The following is a 19,325-nucleotide window of genomic DNA, read 5'->3' on the forward strand; positions in this document are numbered from 1 at the left end:
TGCCACTCCCTATCTGATTACACGAGAGGTAACTCGAGCTTGGAATCAGGTCTGGATAAAGAACCGGCGGGTTTCACATCATTCGATGTGAAACCCGCCGTGGGAAGGACCGGGAGTCTCTGCAGCCCTCAGGACTCCGGCGCGGTCCGGCAGTTTCGTCACTCTCGCGGTGTGCAACTCTCCGCGAGATGTTCCACAATCATAGGCAAGGCTGACCTAATTTAGCAAGCCCTTCATCGAATTGGTTCCAACGAGGACGCAGCGAGACCTTGCGGCGCGCGCGGACCGGCAACCCGGCTGCGACAAAGGCGTCGAGAAGACCCTGCCCCCGGCGCTGTGCTGCGGATTCGCCTTCACCGGCCAGGATGGGAACATAAGCGGCTGCGCCCAGGATCGACTCCCCCACCAGGCCCCAGAATCGGAACTGGTCGACGGGTGCGCATCGGGAGACGGCGTCGTAGATGGCACGCAGCGATGTCAGGCAGCGGTGCGCAGTCCAAATAAGGAGCGCCTCTTCGCAGGGCATGTCGACGACGCCGTCGCTTCCGGCCTCTCGCCCGTTCGGGGCTACGCGCAGCGTCTCGTCGACCACGCCGGCCCAGTCGATTCCACCGTCGCTGTCCATGTGTATGAACAGGTTCTCCAGCCCTGGGTCCCATGCGGACCCCTCGGAGACGATCGACGCGGCCACCCTGCCGACCACGGCATGAATGAGTGACGTCGCGACCTGGATCGCGGCAGCTTCAGCACTGTCGAGGTCTTGAAGTGAACGGGCGAACATCTGATGCGCCCGATCCCCGCGCAGACCCTCACTCAGTTGCCACCAGCGCCGCTTGCCTTCGCCTGACATGGCGGCAACCGCATAGACGCGAGGATAGTCAGGGTTGAGTGCTCGTAGGCGAACGCTGGTGCGGCTCAATGCGTTCGACCGGAGTTCGAATTCACGAACATCCGCATGCTGGGTGGTCAAGGTGAAGGTCACCGTGCACTCCAATCGGCCGAAGTTGTCTTGTGGTTCCTAATGTAGGTTAGCCTCACCATAATTCAAGAGTAAAGAACTGTGACGCTGGGCACCGCATATTCACAGGAACTTGCCCCGCGGGGAGCGCACCCACATAGGGTTCCGTAACCTAAGATGCGAATTCCCTGCGCACAAAGACCAGGAGCTCGAACCGCCAGTGACCATGACCAAACCACTCGGGAACGGACATCCCCGAGGACCCAGCGAGACGTACGGACGGCGCATAGTGCCGCGCGGCCCGGCTCCTGTCCGAATGCGTGTCCTAGCTGGGTTTTTCGACGCGGGAGTGTTCCTGCTTCCGTTGCTCGTCGGCTGGTACATCGTTCAGTCTCTCCGTGATGACAACGGTGGCGGCGAGGCCGACCGCGCCGTGTTCGGTGGGACGGCGATAGCCATCGCCGTCGGTCTCCTCGTCTGGAACCTCGGATTCCGTGAAGGTGCCACGGGTCGGACCTCGGGAAAGGGATGGGTCGGACTGGTCACGCGTGACGCGGAGACCAAACAGCCCATCGGTGTTCGCCGGGCTCTACGCAGACCCTTCGATCGAAGCGGAATCGAGGTGGTCCGTGAGAGCACGGCACGCGACGAAGGTTTCGAGGAACTCGCGCGCGACAACAGCGTCGGGGCAACTCGTCGGCGCCGCCTGATCGGTCTCGCGGTCCTGACGGTTCTTCTCGCACTCGTCATGCTCGCGAGCATCGCGGTGGGCGCTCGGCCGTTGACGTTTGCCGAAATCTTCCATGCCATCTTCAGTTCTGACGGCACCCAGACCGACATCATCGTGCGGACCCTGCGCGCTCCGCGAACCATCCTGGGTCTCGTTGTCGGCATCGCACTCGGTATCGCCGGCGCGCTGATTCAGGGACACACACGTAACCCGTTGGCGGATGCCGGTCTACTCGGCCTCAACGCAGGCGCAGCGTTCTTCGTCGTCATGGCGATCTACCTCTTCGGCTTCACCGCACCGAGTCAGTACCTCTGGTTCGCGTTCGCAGGATCTTTCGTGGCCAGCATCGTCGTCTTCGGCTTGTCCTCGATCGGAAACGGCGGCGCAAGTCCTCTGAGTCTGGCTCTGGCGGGCGCGGCCGTCGCGTTCTTCCTGCAAGCCATGACCAACGCCGTGATCATCCTCGACCAGACCAGCTTGGACGCCTACCGGTTCTGGGTCGTCGGTTCGGTATCCGGGCGCGGGTTCGACGTCCTGTGGCAGGTCCTGCCTTTCCTGATACTCGGTTTGGTCATCGCCTTGGCAAGTACGCCGGGGCTCAATGTCCTCAGCCTGGGTGAAGACGTCGCCAAAGCCTTGGGAACCAACATCGCGTTCAGTCGCACACTCGGCATCGTCGCGATCACCCTGCTGACCGGCGCCGCCACCGCGGCGTGTGGTCCGATCGCGTTCATCGGTTTGGTGGTCCCCCACGTGGCCCGGGCCATCACCGGACCCGACTACCGCTGGCTGGTCCCGTACGCGGGCTTGCTCGGTGCAGTCATGTTGATCACCGCGGACATCATCGGTCGTGTGGTCGTGCGCCCCGGTGAGTTGCAGGTCGGCATCATCCTGGCCCTCTTCGGCGCTCCGTTCTTCATCGCTCTCGTACGCCGCAGGAAGTTGGCAAGTCTGTGACGCTCAAGCAGGAACTTCGGGTACTCCCCCGGACCGTCCCCTCTCGTAAGTCGATCCGCCTCGGTGGATTCTCGCTGGTCTATCGCCCGCTTGCGGTGTCGGTGAGCAGTGCCCTCGCAGTTGCGCTGTTCCTTCTGCTCTGCATCAACATCGGACGTGGCGACTACCCGATCTCGATCCCCGACGTCATTTCCGTACTGCTCGGCAATGGAAGCAAGACGCAGAACCTGATCGTCTTCGACCTTCGACTTCCGCGGTCGCTCACCGCCCTCTTCATCGGTATGGCACTGGGCATTGCCGGTGCAGTCACCCAGACGATTGCCCGCAATGCCCTCGCCAGCCCGGACATCCTCGGAATCACGGCCGGATCGAGTGCTGCCGCGGTTGCTCTCATCGTCCTCGGTGGCGGTGGCTCGTTCGTGGGAATACTTGCCACACTGGGCATTCCGTTGGCTGCGCTCTGTGGCGGTCTGCTGACAGCTGTGGTGATCTACGCCTTGGCGTGGCGCAAAGGTGTAGAGGGTTTCCGCCTCATCCTGATCGGTATCGGCATCAACGCCATGCTGGTTGCAGCGACGGGATGGCTGCTCATCTCGGCGGACATCAACGACGCCTCCCGCGCACAGGTGTGGCTCAACGGCTCGCTCAACGGTGCCACGTGGAATCAGATGTGGCCCGTCGCGATCGCCGTCGCAGTAGTCGGCGGCTACGCGGTGATCGCCTCGTTCACCATGGGAGCGCTGCGGTTGGGCGACGACAACGCCACCTCACTCGGTGTTCGCTTGCAATCATCGCAGGCCAAACTGTTGCTTTCCGCCGTGGCACTGGCCGCCATCGCGACCGCAGCAGCAGGTCCGGTTGGCTTTGTCGCTTTGGCGGCGCCACAGGTTGCCATGCGCCTGGTGCGCTCGGCCGGCCCGCCCATCGTGGCTTCCGCACTGACCGGTGCTGTACTGGTAGTCGGCAGTGACGTCATCGCTCGAACAATTCTGCCTGTGGAACTCCCTGTCGGAATCGTGACTTCCGCTCTGGGCGGCCCGTTCTTGCTCTACCTGTTGGTTCGTAACAATCGGAAGGTCACAGCATGACCACCATCGCCCAGTCCACCGACGCTCCTTCGCGTCTCGTCGCGCAGAATCTGACGCTCGGGTACGGGGATCGCATCATCGTCGACGGACTCGATCTCGAGATCCCCACCGGCGTGATCACGACGGTCATCGGACCAAACGGTTGCGGCAAGTCGACACTTCTCCGTGCGCTCGGTCGTCTCCTCAAGCCCAAGGGTGGATCGGTCATCCTCGACGGCAAGGCGATCAGTTCGATGAAGACCAAGGAAGTCGCCCGGGTGCTCGGCATGCTCCCCCAGACTCCGGTTGCGCCCGAAGGACTCACTGTCGCCGATCTGGTCTCGCGTGGACGCCACCCGCACCAGTCGTGGATTCGGCAGTGGTCCGCGGACGACGAGGGCGAGGTCGCGGAAGCACTGGAGCTGACCGGTGTCTCCGACCTCGCTGATCGGCCGGTCGATCAATTGTCCGGCGGCCAGCGTCAGCGAGCCTGGATCTCGATGGCTCTCGCCCAGGGAACCGACATCCTGCTCCTCGACGAGCCCACCACGTACCTCGACCTTGCGCATTCGATGGAAGTCCTCGACCTGGTGGATCAACTCCACGAGGAAATGGGGCGCACGGTGGTGATGGTTCTGCACGACCTCAATCTCGCGGTCCGATACAGCGATCATCTGATCGTGATGCGCGACGGCGCCGTCGTCGCTTCAGGTGTCCCCAAAGACATCATTTCCGCGGAACTTCTGCTCGAGGTGTTCGGTCTCGAAGCTGCCGTTATCGACGATCCCGTTTCGGATCGGCCGCTGATCGTCCCGATCGGCACCCGGCACGTGTTCGGCGCCGTCGGCGGGCCGGCAAAGCCTGCGTGACGATCGCGAATCAGCGACCCAGAATCGTCCGAACGAGTTTGAAACCTTGACCGATCGTCACGGTCGGCAGGTATGCCCGTCCGACCGCGTTGCCGATGCTCGGCAACGCGGCTGGATCGGCGAAAGTCATGTGCATCGGCACGTACCGAGGCTGGAACTTCGATTTGAAGGCCAACAGCGATCGAAATCCGTACACCGGTTCCAGGGTGCGACCGAGTAGGTCGAGCACGCTGTCCATCATTGCCGAGAAGGTCGTGGCCTCAGGTTCGTCTGCGTTGGTCGAGGCTGAGTCCGTACCGGAGTCGCCGGCAATGGTCGCCAACGGCGCGCCGGACAGACTGAGGAACTCGACGCCCTCCTCCTCCAATTTGAGTGCAGCGGAAGCGATGAGGAACTCCATCGCGGGACGGAACCCTTCGGAGCGTCGCCTCATGAAGTCGAGGGTCCAGCCGACGACTTTGCCGTCGCGGTACACCGGTAGCCATGACGTGACACCGTGCACGGTGCGATCCTCGTCGACGGCAATCAGGCACCGCACTTGTTCGTCGTCGACCTCGTCGAGTCCCCCGAGGGTGAATCCCATCTCGGGCATCCCCTTGTCCGCTACCCATTCTTCCGAGATCGCGACGATCTGATCCTTGATCGCGAGAGGTGCATGAGGGAAGGAAATCCACTCGGCGGAGATACCGGACTTCTTCGCCCGGTTCAGAGCGGTGCGCACGTCCTGGAACCGCTTGCCCGTGAACGCGATTCCGCCCAGATCGAGGACCGTTTCCTCGGCGACCTGTAGACCGCTCCAGCCCATGGAATCGGTGATGGTGCGCGCCTCGTCCGTCACCGAATAGAAGCACGGTATCCACCCGTTCGACGACGCGAACTCGGCGAACTCCTCGATCGCTGCGCGCATGCGATCGGGAGGACCGACCGGATCACCGGTGGTGAGAGCAACGCCGGCGATGACGCGATACGCGACGTAACTCGAACCGTCCGCGCTGAACCAGTAGGTGTTCCCCTTCCACGTCGTCATCCACGACAACGGGCTGCCGGTACCGGCGATCAGCATAGATCGCGCTCGTTCGGCGGCTTCGGGATCGGCGGTCTTGACCGGCTTGAGGAAACTCACGAAAACCAACACGGCGGCAACGCCCCAGAACACGACGCCGGTCCATTCGAAGAGCAACGTCGACTCGATGTCCACGGGAAGCAGGCGCGGGTCGATCAACTGTAGGTACACCGGCGGTACAAGGCGCTGAGGGAAGTCCGCGAGCAACATCGCGACCGTCGGCTCGCGGTCGAACCCGTGCCTGGCGAGCATTCCGCCGCCCACGTAGATCAGGGCGAGGACCCCGAGCAACGCCACGATCGCAACGCCCAGACGCCGGTACGTCTTGGCCGGTGCCGCCACGTCGAAGTATCGACGTGTGGAGATCAACAGGATCAGCACGAACAGCGGCGTCAGGAACGGCACCAGAGTGCGGTACACGTTCGGATCACTGATTCCGTAGAACAGGCTGTCGCTGTCCACGGCGTCGACGAACCTGATGACGAAGTTCCCGATCGAGAGGACCAGTAGGACGACCTGAGCGCAGACAGTCGCAATCCAGGCGAATCTTCGGCCTCGACGGAGCCCGTCACTCAATACCAGAACGAAAATCGACGGCATCAACGAGAGCAGAGTCGGCCCGATGCCCGAAAGTCTCAGCTCCAGTAGTCCGCGTCGGCAGTCCGGATCCGACGCCGACTCTGCGCACAGCTCGCGAACTTCTGCGACCGTCCAGGGAACGCCGCGGAAGAGATCCCGCAGCACGGCGAGTGGGCCCACCGCTTGCGGGGACAGCGCGGCGATCATCGGTCCGATCGCACTGGCCGCCACGACGATGGCGACGAGAACGCGACCTTCCCGCTGGGTCCCGGCGATGCGCTCGCCGCGAGCCGACCGTCCCACGATCCACTGCCCGATCACCAGCCCTACGACGGCGGCGAAGAACCTGATGACGTCTTGCAGCTGGCCGCTGAACAACGCCAAGGTGATGGTCAAGGCCAGGGTGCCGACGCGGATGCGTCGACGCCACAAAGTGCCCATGTTCGAGCTGGCGGCCATCGCGGCGCCGACGATCCACGCACTCGCGCCGACAGCAGAGCCGACGTGTAGGCGGAATCCCCAGTTGGAGTCGAACACCTTCACGAACGAAGCCCAGCCGAGTCCGAGGAGAACACCGAGAATCTGGGTGCTCGCTCCGGCAATTGCGAGCTTGACCGTTCCCATCCGCCGCTCGAGGGGTGCCGCGACAGCGATCAGGAGCACACTCGCACCGATGTACCCGAGCAGGTTTCCTGCCCACAGAGCAGAGGTGAGCGGAGTCCAGATACGTCCGTGCTGGATCGAACCCATTCCCGCACCGATCGTGTGCTCGAGATCGCGGGACGGTCCGTGTACGAGGCTGCCGGTGGCAGCACCCAGGATCCACATGGTGAGAAGGAGGACGACCGTCAACGGTGCATCGCGGATGCCGAAACGAACGATGTCGGCAGCCTTCTGCGCAAGTGCCCGTATCCGTGATGTCGATTCTGTGGTGCCCGGCGAACTGTCGATCGTCATCTACGTGCGGCTACTTTCTGCGGATCGACTGTGGGCTTGCCCAGTATCGGCATTTCTGTCTACTCACACCACCGTAACCGTCATGCAGATCACTATGGCCAATACCACACCCCTGCGGAGACGGTTACTACTACCAGTAGTACGTATTTCGTCGTGGAAGTCCGTAGAATCGAAGAATGGCAGGTCTAGGTGAACTCGAACGCGCGGTGATGGATCATTTGTGGTCCACATCGGAACCGCAAACTGTGCGACAGGTGCATGAGGCACTCGCGACGCATCGCGAATTGGCGTACACGACGGTGATGACCGTTCTGCAGCGCCTGGCGAAGAAGCATCTGGTGATTCAGCAGCGTGACGATCGCGCGCATCGCTATCTTCCCGTCAACAAGCGCGAAGAACTGGTCGCGAGCCTGATGGTCGACGCACTGGCTCAGGCTCCCGAGTCCGGCGGACGCGCTGCGGCACTTGTCCACTTCGTGGGACAGGTCAATGCAGACGAAGCCGATGCTCTCCGCGAAGCTCTTGCTGCCCTCGAGGTGCGCGAGTCCGCGAAAAAGGCTGCGCAGCCCGGAATTTCTAGGCCGAACTGATTTCGTCGTGCATGATGTGTAGGACATGAACGCCACTACTGCACTGGTTTTCGGACTGCTTGCCTTGTTGCTGGCCGGTCCGGTTCCCGCACTCCTGAGCCGCTCCACGTGGCCTTACCGCGCTCCACGCGCGGCTTTGGTTCTGTGGCAAGCCGTCGCAATTGCTGCGGTGTTGTCGGCATTCAGCTCGGGCCTGGCCATTGCCAGCCAGCTGCTCGTTCCCGGCGCCGACGGTAGGCCGACGACGGCTCCGACCGCCGAGATCGATGCACTCGGGTTGCCACTGTGGATTCTGTACGTGGTTGTTTTTGCTCTGACGCTCCTGATCGGCGCCAAGCTGATCTTCTCGATCATCCAGGTCGCGGTCAGGACCCGACGACGCCGTGCACGGCACCGCGTCTTGGTAGACCTTCTCGACGACTGTGCCATGCCCGCGTCGGTGGAACGCACACCCGACCTGCGAGTGTTGGACGTGGACGAACCGATCGCCTACTGCCTACCGGGCCTGCGCCAACGCGTGGTTCTCAGTCAAGGCACTTTGCAGAACCTCGATCATGCCGAGGTCAAGGCCATCCTGACGCACGAACGCTCACATCTGCGGGCGCGTCACGACCTGGTACTCGAGGCGTTCACCGCCGTCAATCACGCGTTTCCCCGTTTCGTCCGTAGCAAGTCGGCTCTGGGATCGGTACAGCTCCTGGTGGAGTTGCTCGCCGACGATTCAGCTGTGCGCGCCACCGGCCCTACTCCCCTGGCGCGAGCCCTGGTCGCGTGTGCCGGATCGACAGCACCCCGCGGAGCGATGGCAGCAGGTGGTCCGTCGACGCTCATTCGAGTGCAGCGCCTCTCCGCCGACGATGCCGATCCTCGGATCGCAGTTTTTGCGTATCTGGGGGCGGTCGCAATTCTTGTGGTGCCCACCGTGGCGGTAGCAGTGCCCTGGCTCACCGAACTTCGCCTGCTTTTCAACGCATACTGAGTCTTGACCAGCGCAACCGCGTGTAGTAGTGCAGGTCACAGGCGGGGTTACCTGACTTCGGTGTCGCCGGTGGCGTAGAGTGGACCACGGCCACCATCGTGGTCCGTCAACATATAACGGCACACAGCCCAATTCCCCGCAGTATGCGTTCGGATTGCCAGGTGACATGTGCCCTGGCTCGTCCCTTTGCGAACTGTGTCGTGTATTTCAGCATGGCTTCTTCCGCTCCGCGACGTGCCCGTAGTCCGGAGAGGTTTCCGCGTGACCAACGCTGTCCAAATGTCGTCTTCCGAGAACATCGAAGACCCCACCGTCAACACCCCCGCTGCCGAAGAAGCAGTCGCCACCGAGCCGGGTATCACCTTCGCCGAGATCGGCCTGCCCGAGCAGCTTGTTGCCGCATTGGCGCGCAACTCCATCACCGTTCCGTCTCCCATTCAGGCGCAGTCCATCCCGGACGCGCTCGCCGGAACCAACGTTCTCGGCCGCGCACAGACCGGATCGGGCAAGACTCTCGCCTTCGGCCTGCCGATGCTGACCCGCCTCTCGCGCCACGAAGATCGCCCGGCCGCCAAGCGTCCCCGCGCTCTCGTGCTCGTCCCCACCCGTGAGCTTGCTTTCCAGGTGGTCGACTCCCTGAACTCCTACGCCGGCGCACTCGGACTCACGGTTCGTCCCGCTGTCGGTGGAACGCCCTTCGCCAAGCAGGTCGATCAGCTTCGCCGCGGCGTCGACGTCCTCGTCGCAACGCCGGGTCGTCTCGGCGACCACCTGCGTCAGGGCACCTGCATCCTCGACTCGGTGGAAATCACCGCACTAGACGAAGCCGACCAGATGGCGGACATGGGCTTCCTGCCGGAGGTTCGCTCGATCCTCGGTGAGACCCCCGCAGACGGACAGCGCCTGCTGTTCTCGGCAACCCTCGACCGTGAGGTCCAGTCGCTGGTTCGTCAGTTCCTGGCCAACCACGTCACCCACTCCACCGAAGACGGCCGCGCGAGCGTCGACACGATGGAGCACTACGTCCTCCTCGTCGACCGTGGACAGAAGGATTCCGTCCTCGCCGAGATCGGTGCCCGCGACGGACGCACGATCATGTTCGCCCGCACCAAGCTCGGTTGCGAGGGAATCACCGACCGCCTCCGTGCAGTCGGTATCGCTGCCGAGTCGCTTCACGGCGGCAAGGCCCAGAACCAGCGCACCCGCGTCCTCGAGCGTTTCAAGAACGGCCGCACCCCGGTCCTCGTCGCGACGGACGTCGCAGCGCGCGGAATCCACGTCGACGGCATCGACCTCGTCGTTCACGTCGATCCCCCGGCCGATCACAAGGACTACCTGCACCGCGCAGGTCGTACCGCGCGCGCCGGCGAGAAGGGCACCGTTGTCGCCATCGTGCTGCCCAACCAGAAGCGTCAGTTCAAGCGTTTGACCGGAATGGCCGGCGTCAACGCCGCAGCCGTTGCCGTCACCCCGGGTTCTGCTGAACTGGCACGCATCACCGGCGCCAAGAAGCCGACCGGAGAACCGTTGCGCGAGAGCTCTTCTCGTGGCGAGCGCTCCTTCGGTGATCGTGGCGGAAGCCGCGGCGGCTACCAGGGCAACCGCTCCTCCGGCGGATACCAGGGCAACCGCTCTTCGGGTGGTGGCTACCAGGGCAACCGTGACGGCGAGAGCCGCGGCGGATACCAGGGTGACCGCTCCAGCGGTGGTTACCAGGGCAACCGCGACAGCCGCCCCTCGACCGGATACCAAGGAAACCGCTCGTCGGGTGGATACCAGGGAAGCCGTGACGGCGAGAGCCGCGGCGGCTACCAGGGCAACCGTTCTTCCGGCGGATACCAGGGTGACCGCTCCAGCGGTGGTTACCAGGGCAACCGCGACAGCCGCCCGTCCTACGGAGACCGCGACAGTCGCCCGTCGACGGGCTACCAGGGCAACCGCTCTTCCGGTGGTGGCTACCAGGGAAGCCGCGACGGCGAGAGCCGCGGCGGATACCAGGGCAACCGCTCTTCCGGTGGTGGCTACCAGGGCAACCGCGACAACAACCGCTCGTACGGTGATCGCGACAGCCGCCCCTCGACCGGTTACCAGGGCAACCGCTCCTCCGGTGGATACCAGGGCAATCGTGACGGTGGCGACAACCGCGCAGCCTCGACCAGTGGTGGTGGATTCCGCAGCCGCACCGACCGTCGTAGCTATGACGGATTCGACGGCCCGAAGCGCGATCAGCGGTAATACCTACGCTGAGCTGCGGCTCGACAACTGAACACTGAGAACCTTCCGGCTGCGCCGGAAGCTGTATCGAGACGGATGCAGGTCACTGCAATTAAAGTGATCTGCATCCGTGTTTTGTATGCACGGTCTGATGTTCACGCGCGTCGCGGCCGCACAGTTTCCGGCTGCGCACAGCGCAGGATTTCACAGCCGCGGACCGAGAGGGAAAGCTGTAAGCATGTCAACCACTAGCACCGAATCACCCCGGGCTCAGATCGGCGTCACCGGCCTGGCCGTCATGGGTTCGAATATTGCCCGCAATTTCGCCCGCCACGGTCACACCGTTGCCCTGCACAACCGCAGCATCGCGAAGACCGATGCTTTGATCGCCGAGCATGGTTCCGAGGGCGATTTCGTGCGCACCGAGACCGTCGAAGAGTTTGTTGCCGCACTGCAGAAGCCGCGACGCGTTCTGATCATGGTCAAGGCAGGCGCCCCGACCGATGCTGTCATCGAAGAGCTCGCGAACGCCATGGAGCCCGGCGACATCATCATCGACGGCGGCAACTCGCTGTACACCGACACGATCCGTCGTGAAGCAGCGATCCGCGCCCGCGGACTGCACTTCGTCGGCGCTGGTATCTCCGGTGGCGAGGAAGGCGCACTCAACGGCCCGTCGATCATGCCCGGCGGCCCGAAGGAGTCGTACGAGGCTCTCGGCCCGCTTCTCGAGTCCATCTCCGCTCACGTCGACGGCACCCCGTGCTGCACGCATATCGGCCCCGACGGCAGCGGTCACTTCGTCAAGATGGTGCACAACGGCATCGAGTACGCCGACATGCAGCTCATCGGCGAGGCGTACAACCTCTTCCGTGACGCGCTGGGCTACGACGCCGGTCAGGTCGCGGACGTCTTCACCGAGTGGAACAAGGGCACGCTCGAGTCCTACCTGATCGAGATCACCGCCGAGGTGCTCCGCCAGGTCGACGCCGAGACGGGCAAGCCGTTGGTCGACGTCATCGTCGACGCTGCCGAGCAGAAGGGCACCGGCCGCTGGACGGTCAAGTCCGCTCTCGATCTGGGTGTACCGGTCACCGGTATCGCCGAGGCCGTGTTTGCTCGCGCACTGTCCGGTAGCCGCAACCAGCGCGCCGCAGCTCAGGCGCAGGGTCTGGCTGCCGGTTCTCTCGGCGACAAGCCTGCTGACGCCGAGCAGTTCGCCGCCGACATCCAGGCAGCGCTGTACGCATCGAAGATCGTGGCATACGCGCAGGGCTTCGATCAGATCGCTGCCGGCAGCGCCGAGTACGACTGGAACCTCAAGCCTGCCGACCTGGCAACGATCTGGCGCGGTGGCTGCATCATCCGTGCGCAGTTCCTCAACCGCATCAAGGATGCGTTCGACGCAGATCCGAGCCTGCCGAGCTTGATCCTGGCGCCGTACTTCCGCGAGGCCATCGAGGCAGGCATCGACAGCTGGCGCCGCGTGGTCGCAACCGCGACGATGCTCGGCATTCCGGTACCGGCGTTCGCATCCTCGCTCTCGTACTACGACGGTCTGCGTGCGGAGCGTCTGCCGGCTGCCCTGACTCAGGGTCAGCGCGACTTCTTCGGCGCGCACACCTACGAGCGCATCGACAAGCCGGGCAAGTTCCACACGCTGTGGAGCGGTGACCGCAGCGAAATCGAGGCCTGATTCACAGCGGGTATCGGTAGTTGCGGTCATCTGCCTCTACCGATACCCGGTAGCCTGGACAAATGCAGGAATCGACGATCGACTCGCCCACCTCGACCGAAGGGCGTTCGTTCGTCGACCTCGGAATCCCCGCCGTGATGGTGCACGCGTTGCGCCGAAACGGCATCGACGCTCCCTTCCCCATTCAGTCGGCCACCATCCCTGACGTCCTTGCCGGCCGGGATGTTCTCGGGCGCGGCGCGACGGGTTCCGGAAAGACCTTGGCCTTCGGGCTTCCGATGTTGGTGCGCCTCAAGGGCGGGGCCAGCAAGCGGAATCGTCCGCGCGGTTTGGTGCTCGCTCCCACCCGCGAACTGGCGATCCAGATTCACAAAGCACTCGACGACGCCGCTACCGAGATCGGTTTGCGTGTGGCCAATGCGGTCGGTGGCGTTCCGATCAAGCGCCAGGCAGACATCCTGACCAGAGGTGTCGATCTACTCATCGCGACCCCAGGCCGTCTACTCGACCTACTCGAGCAGAAGTCGGTGATTCTCGACGACGTGGTGATCACGACCATCGACGAAGCCGACCACATGGCAGACATGGGTTTCATCGACGAGGTCGCGAAGATTCTCGACACGACACCGAAAGATGGTCAGCGTCTTCTCTTCTCGGCAACCCTCGACGGCAAGGTCGACGATCTGGTCGCGGGTTACCTGCGCAATCCGGCATCGCACTCGACGGCTCCCCCGGTTGCCACCGTCTCGACCATGGAGCATCACCTGCTCTTCGTCGATCGTGACGACAAGAGATCCGTTGTCGCACATATCGCTTCACGGGCGGGGCGGACCATCATGTTCGTCAAGACCAAGCACGGCGTGGATCGTCTTGCGCAGCAACTGCATTTGATCGGTGTCTCGGCCGGGGCTCTGCACGGCGGCAAGACACAGAACAACCGGACCAAGACTCTCGCGTCGTTCTCCGACGGGACAACTCCTGTCCTGGTCGCCACCGATGTGGCAGCCCGCGGAATCCATGTGGACGACGTGACGCTCGTGGTTCACGTCGATCCCCCGGCGGAGGCGAAGGACTACCTGCACCGGGCCGGCCGGACGGCACGCGCCGGCGAATCGGGCGTCGTCGTCACCATCGTCACCGACGAAGAACGTGATGCGGTCGAGAAGTTGACCAAGCAGGCAGGCATCAAGGTTCACGGTGTGCGGGTTCGTCCGGACGATCTGGAACTCACGCGCATCACCGGAGCGATGGAACCGACGGGAATTCCGGTCGAGGCTCCCGATACGACGGTCGCCGTCAAGCACACCGCCAAGCGTGGCCGTCAGGAACACGACACTGCAGGCCGGACCGCTGCCGGAGGCCGGATGAAGAAGGACGGCGACAAACGAGCCGCCTCCTCGCGTCGGGTCACCGATCCCAAGAGTGTGAAGAAGATCCGTGCGGACGGCACCCCGGTCCCGACTCGTTCGGAGCGTCTGGCGTCCAAGGGTTTGACCCCGCGTCGCGGCGCACCCGGCGCAGGAAAGCCGTCTGCCGGAAATCGGGCGGGCAAGCGCGCACACTGAGGACATGGGTGATCTTCCACTGATCTCGGTTCTCTGCGCACTTCTCGCTGCACTGCTCTTCGCGTGCGCTTCGGTCGCTCAGCAGCGGGCAGCGTCGGCGGTTCCCGAAGGCGAGGCGTTGGTGGCGTCGCTGATCCGGAGTCCTCGGTGGTGGGCCGGATTGATCGGTGACGGCGGCGGTTACGTCATGCAGGCCGTTGCACTGTCGTTGGGTTCGGTGTTGGTGGTGCAGCCGCTGATCGTCACCTCGCTCCTGTTTGCTCTGCCGCTCTCGGCCAAGTTCTCGGGAATCCGCATCACCCGTTCGGCGTGGTCACTTGCGATCATGCTCGCGATTTCGTTGGCGATCTTCCTCGTGGTCGGCGATCCCACCGAGGGCGACAGCAATGCACCGTGGTCGGATTGGGCTGTACCCCTGACGATCACGGTCGCAGTCGCCGTGATTGCGACCATCGGCGGCCTGTCGAAACTCGACGGCGGTTGGCGCGCACTGCTTCTCGGCTCCGCGGCCGGCATCTTCTACGGTGTGGCGGTCGCATTCACCAAGTACGTCACCGACCTACTCGGACACGGCGTCGTCGGAGTGATTTCGGCGTGGCAGACCTGGGCGCTGATCGCCTCGGGCGCCATCGGGGTCTACCTCCAGCAACGCGCCTTCCAGGTCGGACCGCTGTCGGCGTCGCTACCCGCCCTGACGATTGGCGAACCGATCGCAGCCATCTTCCTGGGGATGACGGTGCTGGACGAACGCCTCCGCGTGGACGGTCCCGGAATTGCTCTCATCGGGTGCGCCGTCGCCGTCATGATCATGACCACGATCGCTCTCTCCCGCTCGCAAGCGCGCGATACCGAGGGCGCCACGGCGGAATCGACGGTAGGCTCGTGAAACGTGCAGTTCCTCGAAGGGCAACGCCCCCCATACGACCTGACCTACGACGACGTTTTTCTCGTCCCTAACCGGACAGAGGTCACCTCCCGGTTCGACGTCGATCTCACTTCTTCCGACGGATCCGGAACCACCATTCCTGTCGTCGTCGCCAATATGACGGCAGTCGCCGGCCGCCGTATGGCCGAGACAGTTGCCCGCCGCGGCGGACTGGTCATCATTCCGCAGGACGTCCCCACCGAAGCCGTCGCCGAGACCGTGGCGTTCGTCAAGAGCCGCCACCTCGTCGCCGACACGCCGGTCACGTTGAGTCCGGACGACGCCGTCTCCGACGCGCTGGCGCTGCTTCCCAAGCGTGCACACGGCGCCGTCGTGGTGGTCGAAGAGGGCAAGCCACTCGGCGTGGTCACCGAGGCCGCGTGCGCTGACGTCGACCGGTTCACGCGTCTGCGCTCGGTCGCCATCACCGACTTCGTCACAGCCCCGGTCACCGCGACGCCGCGCGAGGTGTTCGAACTCCTCGAAGCCAAGCACGATCCGCTCGCGGTCATCGTCAACGAAGACGGCACTCTTGCCGGCGTCCTCACCCGCACCGGCGCGATTCGTGCCGGCATCTACGACCCTGCAGTCGACGAGCGCGGCGCACTCCGGGTCGCTGCGGCGGTCGGTGTGAACGGCGACGTGGGCGCCAAGGCCAAGGCACTCGTCGACGCCGGTGCCGACGTGATCGTCGTCGACACGGCGCACGGTCACCAGCAGAGAATGATCGATGCGCTGACCACGCTCAAGGCGCTCGACCTCGGCGTTCCGTTGGTCGCCGGCAACGTGGTCTCGGCACAGGGCACCCGTGATCTGATCGCTGCCGGCGCGGACATCGTCAAGGTTGGAGTCGGGCCGGGTGCCATGTGCACGACCCGCATGATGACCGGCGTCGGACGCCCACAGTTCTCGGCCGTCGCGGAATGTGCGTCTGCGGCGCGCGAGCTCGGCAAGCACGTCTGGGCCGACGGCGGCGTTCGCCACCCTCGCGACGTTGCCCTCGCCCTCGCGGCGGGCGCGTCGAACGTCATGATCGGCTCGTGGTTCGCCGGCACGTACGAGTCCCCCGGCGACCTCAAAGTCGATCAGGCGGGCAACGCGTACAAGGAGAGCTTCGGTATGGCTTCCAAGCGCGCTGTTGCCGCTCGCACAGCCACCGAAACTGCTTTCGATCGCGCCCGTAAGGGATTGTTCGAGGAAGGCATCTCGAGTTCGCGGATGCGTCTCGATCCCGAGCGCCCCGGAGTCGAGGACCTGATCGATCAGATTTGTTCCGGCGTGCGCAGTACCTGCACGTACGCGGGTGCACGCTCACTCGAAGAGCTGCACGAGAAGGCGGTTCTCGGTGTTCAGTCCGCCGCCGGATTCGCCGAAGGACGGCCACTCCCGTCGGGTTGGTGAACCACGTTCTGTGACAGTCGGCGGGTGCTCGGGTCCCTACTCCCGGGCACCCGCCGGTATCATTGGATCCGTAAACAAGAAATAAAACTCGGTCGGGTGCCCTTCGGCGACCCGACCGAGCCCGCTACAGCCGAGAAATCCTCGGCTCTGACGAGAGGAACCCGGTGCCCGAGGCACCCACACACTTACCCGGCGCTACACCCGTCATTTTATCCGAGGAATCGTCTGATTCCGCCGGTTCGGAGGGCTCCTCTAGCGAGCCGGGAGACAAACCCGGCGGCCCCCGTGCACACCTCAGGTGGCGATGACACATGGACATCGTTTTCACCATTCTCAGCCTCTTCGGCTTCATCGCGCTGACTGCAGGCACCGCCCTCTTCGTGGCGGCCGAATTCTCGCTGACTGCTCTCGAGCGCAGCACCGTCGACGAAGCCGCTCGCGACGGCGACCGACGCTCGCGTCAGGTTCAACACGCGCACAAGACGCTCTCGTTCCAGCTCTCCGGTGCCCAACTCGGCATCACGATCACCACCCTGATCACCGGTTACCTGGCCGAGCCCGTTCTGGCGCGGTTCATCACGCCGGTCGCGAAGGCCGTCGGACTCGGTGAATCCGCCGCTTCCACAACGTCTTTGATCTTGGCGCTGGTTCTTGCGACCTCGTTCTCCATGATCTTCGGTGAGCTCGTACCGAAGAACCTCGCAATCTCCAAGCCGATGCCCACTGCTCGCGCGACTGCGGGTCTGCAGGCAGGCTTCTCGCTGATCTTCCGGTGGGCCATCAACGGCCTCAACGGAACCGCCAACTGGATCGTGCGACGCCTGGGCATCGAACCCGCGGAAGAGTTGCGCTCCGCGCGATCACCGCAGGAACTCGGGTCACTCGTGCGTACGTCCGCGCAGCGCGGGTCCATCGACAAGGGCACGGCGATGCTCGTCGACCGTTCACTGCAGTTCGGTGACCGCACCGCAGAAGAACTGATGACTCCGCGAGTGAAGATCGAATCGCTGGAACTCTCGGACACCGTCGCAGACCTCATCGTGACGGCGTCGCGGACCGGCTACTCGCGCTTCCCCGTCGTCCGCGGCGATCTGGACGACACGGTCGGCGTCGTACACATCAAGCACGCGTTCACCGTTCCCGCGGAACGCAGGCGCACGACGCGCGTCGACAGTCTGGCGCAACGTGTTCCGGTCGTGCCGTCGAGCTTGGACGGAGACACCGTCATGGAGCGGATCCGCTCCGACGGCATGCAGGTCGCTCTTGTCGTCGACGAATACGGCGGAACAGCCGGCATCGTCACGATGGAAGACCTCATCGAGGAAATCGTCGGCGACGTGCGCGACGAACACGACGAACCCGAACTCGACGTACAACGCGTCGGCGACGGATGGTCGTGCTCCGGGCTCTTGCGCATCGACGAGGTCACGTCGGCGACGGGATACACCGCCCCCGAAGGCGACTACGACACCCTCGGTGGGTTGGTGCTCACCGAACTGGGGCGCATCCCCGACGAAGGTGACGAAGTGGAGTTGCCCGATGTCGACTCGTCCGGCGATTCCCGTGGCAAGTGGATCGCGCGAGTGACCAGCATGGACGGCCGTCGTATCGACCGGGTGACTATCACGCCGGTCCCCGCTTACGTCGAACCCGAATCCGCAGACGACGACAAGAAGGAGTCCGACGATGAATAACCTCTTCGGTGTTCTCCTCACCGTCGTGCTGCTTGCCGGCAACGCATTCTTCGTCGGTGCGGAGTTCGCGCTGATCTCCGCACGACGTGACCGCCTCGAGGCACTGGTCGCTCAAGGTAAGAAGCGAGCGCTCACGGTCATCAAGGCCGGTGAGAACCTGTCGCTGATGCTTGCTGCGGCTCAGCTGGGCATCACGATCTGCTCGATCCTCCTCGGTAAGGTCGCCGAGCCTGCCATTGCGCATCTCCTCGAGGTGCCGATGGAAGCCGTGGGCCTTCCCGATGGATTGCTGCACCCGATTTCGTTTGCGATCGCGCTGTCGCTGGTCGTCGTGCTGCACATCCTGCTCGGCGAGATGGTGCCCAAGAACATCGCGTTGGCGGGCCCCGAGAAGACGGCCATGCTGCTCGTTCCCGTGCATCTGGCCTTCATCAAGATCGCTCGCCCGATCATCGCGTTCTACAACCTCTGCGCAAACGGAGTGCTGAAGCTCCTGCGCGTCGAGCCGAAGGACGAACTCGACGTCACGGTCTCTGCCGTGGAGTTGTCGGCGATGATCGGTGAATCGCGATCCGAAGGTCTGATCGACGCCGAAGAACACCGGCGATTGAAGCAGGCACTCGAATCGACCGATCGCACCGTCTCCGAGGTCCTGATCACTCTCGACAAGGTGCGGACCATTCCCCTCACGCCGTCGGGAACAACACTGGGTGAGATCGAGCGCGCGGTCATCGAGACCGGATACTCCCGTTACCCGGTGCGAGCGAGCGACGGATCTCTGGCCGGGTACGTGCACCTCAAGGACGTGCTAGACGAGGTGCTCGACGAAGCCGCCGGGCCGGACACCGTCGTTCCGACGTCGGATATCCGCCCGCTGCCCATCGTTCCGCTCAGCACGCCGCTGGCCGAAGCGTTGGCCGGCCTACGTCGGGCGAGCTCTCATCTCGGCGCAGTCGCGGACGCCGACGGAGTCGTGATCGGTATCGTCGCGCTCGAGGATCTGCTCGAGGAGTACGTCGGAACGGTCCGCGATGGCACCCATCGAGGCACGGATGCTGTTCCCGGACAAAGAAACAGCTGA

14 protein-coding genes are annotated in these 19,325 nt (G+C 63.9%); 12 read left to right on the plus strand and 2 right to left on the minus strand.

From position 1 onward, the window contains the following. Window positions 1-199: 199 nt before the first annotated feature. Window positions 200-982 (minus strand): hypothetical protein, encoded by a 783-nt coding sequence (locus G8767_RS11075; protein ID WP_166810183.1) that lies wholly within the window; start codon window positions 980-982, stop codon window positions 200-202. A 196-nt stretch (window positions 983-1,178) separates the two neighbouring features. On the opposite strand from G8767_RS11075, the gene G8767_RS11080 reads away from it, so the two are divergent. The 3 genes from G8767_RS11080 to G8767_RS11090 are packed head-to-tail and all read left to right on the plus strand — an operon-like array spanning window position 1,179 to window position 4,581. Then, a complete protein-coding gene (locus tag G8767_RS11080) occupies window positions 1,179-2,645 on the plus strand; it encodes an iron ABC transporter permease (protein WP_166810184.1) in 1,467 nt (488 codons plus the stop codon). Beyond that, window positions 2,642-3,733 (plus strand): iron chelate uptake ABC transporter family permease subunit, encoded by a 1,092-nt coding sequence (locus G8767_RS11085; RefSeq protein WP_166810185.1) that lies wholly within the window; start codon window positions 2,642-2,644, stop codon window positions 3,731-3,733. Before G8767_RS11080 ends, G8767_RS11085 begins: the two co-directional genes overlap by 4 nt. Beyond that, window positions 3,730-4,581 (plus strand): ABC transporter ATP-binding protein, encoded by an 852-nt coding sequence (locus G8767_RS11090; protein ID WP_020907760.1) that lies wholly within the window; start codon window positions 3,730-3,732, stop codon window positions 4,579-4,581. Before G8767_RS11085 ends, G8767_RS11090 begins: the two co-directional genes overlap by 4 nt. A 10-nt stretch (window positions 4,582-4,591) precedes the next feature. Here G8767_RS11090 and G8767_RS11095 read toward each other — a convergent pair whose 3' ends face one another. After that, window positions 4,592-7,180, minus strand: coding sequence for a phosphatidylglycerol lysyltransferase domain-containing protein (locus G8767_RS11095; protein ID WP_166810186.1), 2,589 nt, complete (start codon window positions 7,178-7,180; stop codon window positions 4,592-4,594). 176 nt (window positions 7,181-7,356) lie between these two features. Here G8767_RS11095 and G8767_RS11100 point away from each other — a divergent pair, with 176 nt between their 5' ends. From G8767_RS11100 to G8767_RS11140, 9 genes are all read left to right on the plus strand, one after another. Beyond that, window positions 7,357-7,770, plus strand: coding sequence for a BlaI/MecI/CopY family transcriptional regulator (locus G8767_RS11100; RefSeq protein ID WP_003944876.1), 414 nt, complete (start codon window positions 7,357-7,359; stop codon window positions 7,768-7,770). Window positions 7,771-7,795: 25 nt separating this feature from the next. Continuing rightward, window positions 7,796-8,749, plus strand: coding sequence for a M56 family metallopeptidase (locus tag G8767_RS11105; RefSeq protein WP_003944922.1), 954 nt, complete (start codon window positions 7,796-7,798; stop codon window positions 8,747-8,749). A 261-nt stretch (window positions 8,750-9,010) separates the two neighbouring features. Continuing rightward, window positions 9,011-10,984: a DEAD/DEAH box helicase gene (locus G8767_RS11110; RefSeq protein ID WP_166810187.1), complete on the plus strand. Its 1,974-nt coding sequence runs from the start codon at window positions 9,011-9,013 to the stop codon at window positions 10,982-10,984. 217 nt (window positions 10,985-11,201) lie between these two features. Continuing rightward, a complete protein-coding gene (gene gndA / locus G8767_RS11115) occupies window positions 11,202-12,659 on the plus strand; it encodes an NADP-dependent phosphogluconate dehydrogenase (RefSeq protein WP_007730904.1) in 1,458 nt (485 codons plus the stop codon). 62 nt (window positions 12,660-12,721) lie between these two features. Continuing rightward, entirely contained in the window at window positions 12,722-14,224 is a 1,503-nt protein-coding gene (locus G8767_RS11120) for a DEAD/DEAH box helicase (protein WP_095970140.1), read from the plus strand. Between the two features lie 4 nt (window positions 14,225-14,228). Then, window positions 14,229-15,110, plus strand: a complete 882-nt coding sequence (locus tag G8767_RS11125) for a DMT family transporter (protein WP_095970141.1) — start codon at window positions 14,229-14,231, stop codon at window positions 15,108-15,110. A 3-nt stretch (window positions 15,111-15,113) separates the two neighbouring features. Continuing rightward, window positions 15,114-16,550 (plus strand): GuaB1 family IMP dehydrogenase-related protein, encoded by a 1,437-nt coding sequence (locus G8767_RS11130; RefSeq protein WP_124568593.1) that lies wholly within the window; start codon window positions 15,114-15,116, stop codon window positions 16,548-16,550. A 311-nt stretch (window positions 16,551-16,861) separates the two neighbouring features. Continuing rightward, the gene (locus G8767_RS11135; protein WP_095970143.1) at window positions 16,862-18,244 is read left to right on the plus strand and encodes a hemolysin family protein; all 1,383 of its coding nucleotides are present in this window, start codon (window positions 16,862-16,864) and stop codon (window positions 18,242-18,244) included. Further along, window positions 18,237-19,325 (plus strand): hemolysin family protein, encoded by a 1,089-nt coding sequence (locus G8767_RS11140; protein ID WP_095970144.1) that lies wholly within the window; start codon window positions 18,237-18,239, stop codon window positions 19,323-19,325. Before G8767_RS11135 ends, G8767_RS11140 begins: the two co-directional genes overlap by 8 nt.

Source organism: Rhodococcus sp. IC4_135, from assembly GCF_011602025.1.
GTDB lineage: Bacteria > Actinomycetota > Actinomycetes > Mycobacteriales > Mycobacteriaceae > Rhodococcus_F > Rhodococcus_F baikonurensis.

Excerpts from the sequence above, each read along its gene's own strand:
- G8767_RS11120 (WP_095970140.1), top strand. The coding sequence starts at position 12,722 with ATGCAGGAATCGACGATCGACTCGCCCACCTCGACCGAAGGGCGTTCG.
- G8767_RS11100 (WP_003944876.1), top strand. The coding sequence starts at position 7,357 with ATGGCAGGTCTAGGTGAACTCGAACGCGCGGTGATGGATCATTTGTGG.
- G8767_RS11105 (WP_003944922.1), top strand. The coding sequence starts at position 7,796 with ATGAACGCCACTACTGCACTGGTTTTCGGACTGCTTGCCTTGTTGCTG.
- G8767_RS11090 (WP_020907760.1), top strand. The coding sequence starts at position 3,730 with ATGACCACCATCGCCCAGTCCACCGACGCTCCTTCGCGTCTCGTCGCG.
- G8767_RS11140 (WP_095970144.1), top strand. The coding sequence starts at position 18,237 with ATGAATAACCTCTTCGGTGTTCTCCTCACCGTCGTGCTGCTTGCCGGC.
- G8767_RS11135 (WP_095970143.1), top strand. The coding sequence starts at position 16,862 with ATGGACATCGTTTTCACCATTCTCAGCCTCTTCGGCTTCATCGCGCTG.
- G8767_RS11095 (WP_166810186.1), bottom strand. The coding sequence starts at position 7,180 with ATGACGATCGACAGTTCGCCGGGCACCACAGAATCGACATCACGGATA.
- G8767_RS11125 (WP_095970141.1), top strand. The coding sequence starts at position 14,229 with ATGGGTGATCTTCCACTGATCTCGGTTCTCTGCGCACTTCTCGCTGCA.
- gndA (WP_007730904.1), top strand. The coding sequence starts at position 11,202 with ATGTCAACCACTAGCACCGAATCACCCCGGGCTCAGATCGGCGTCACC.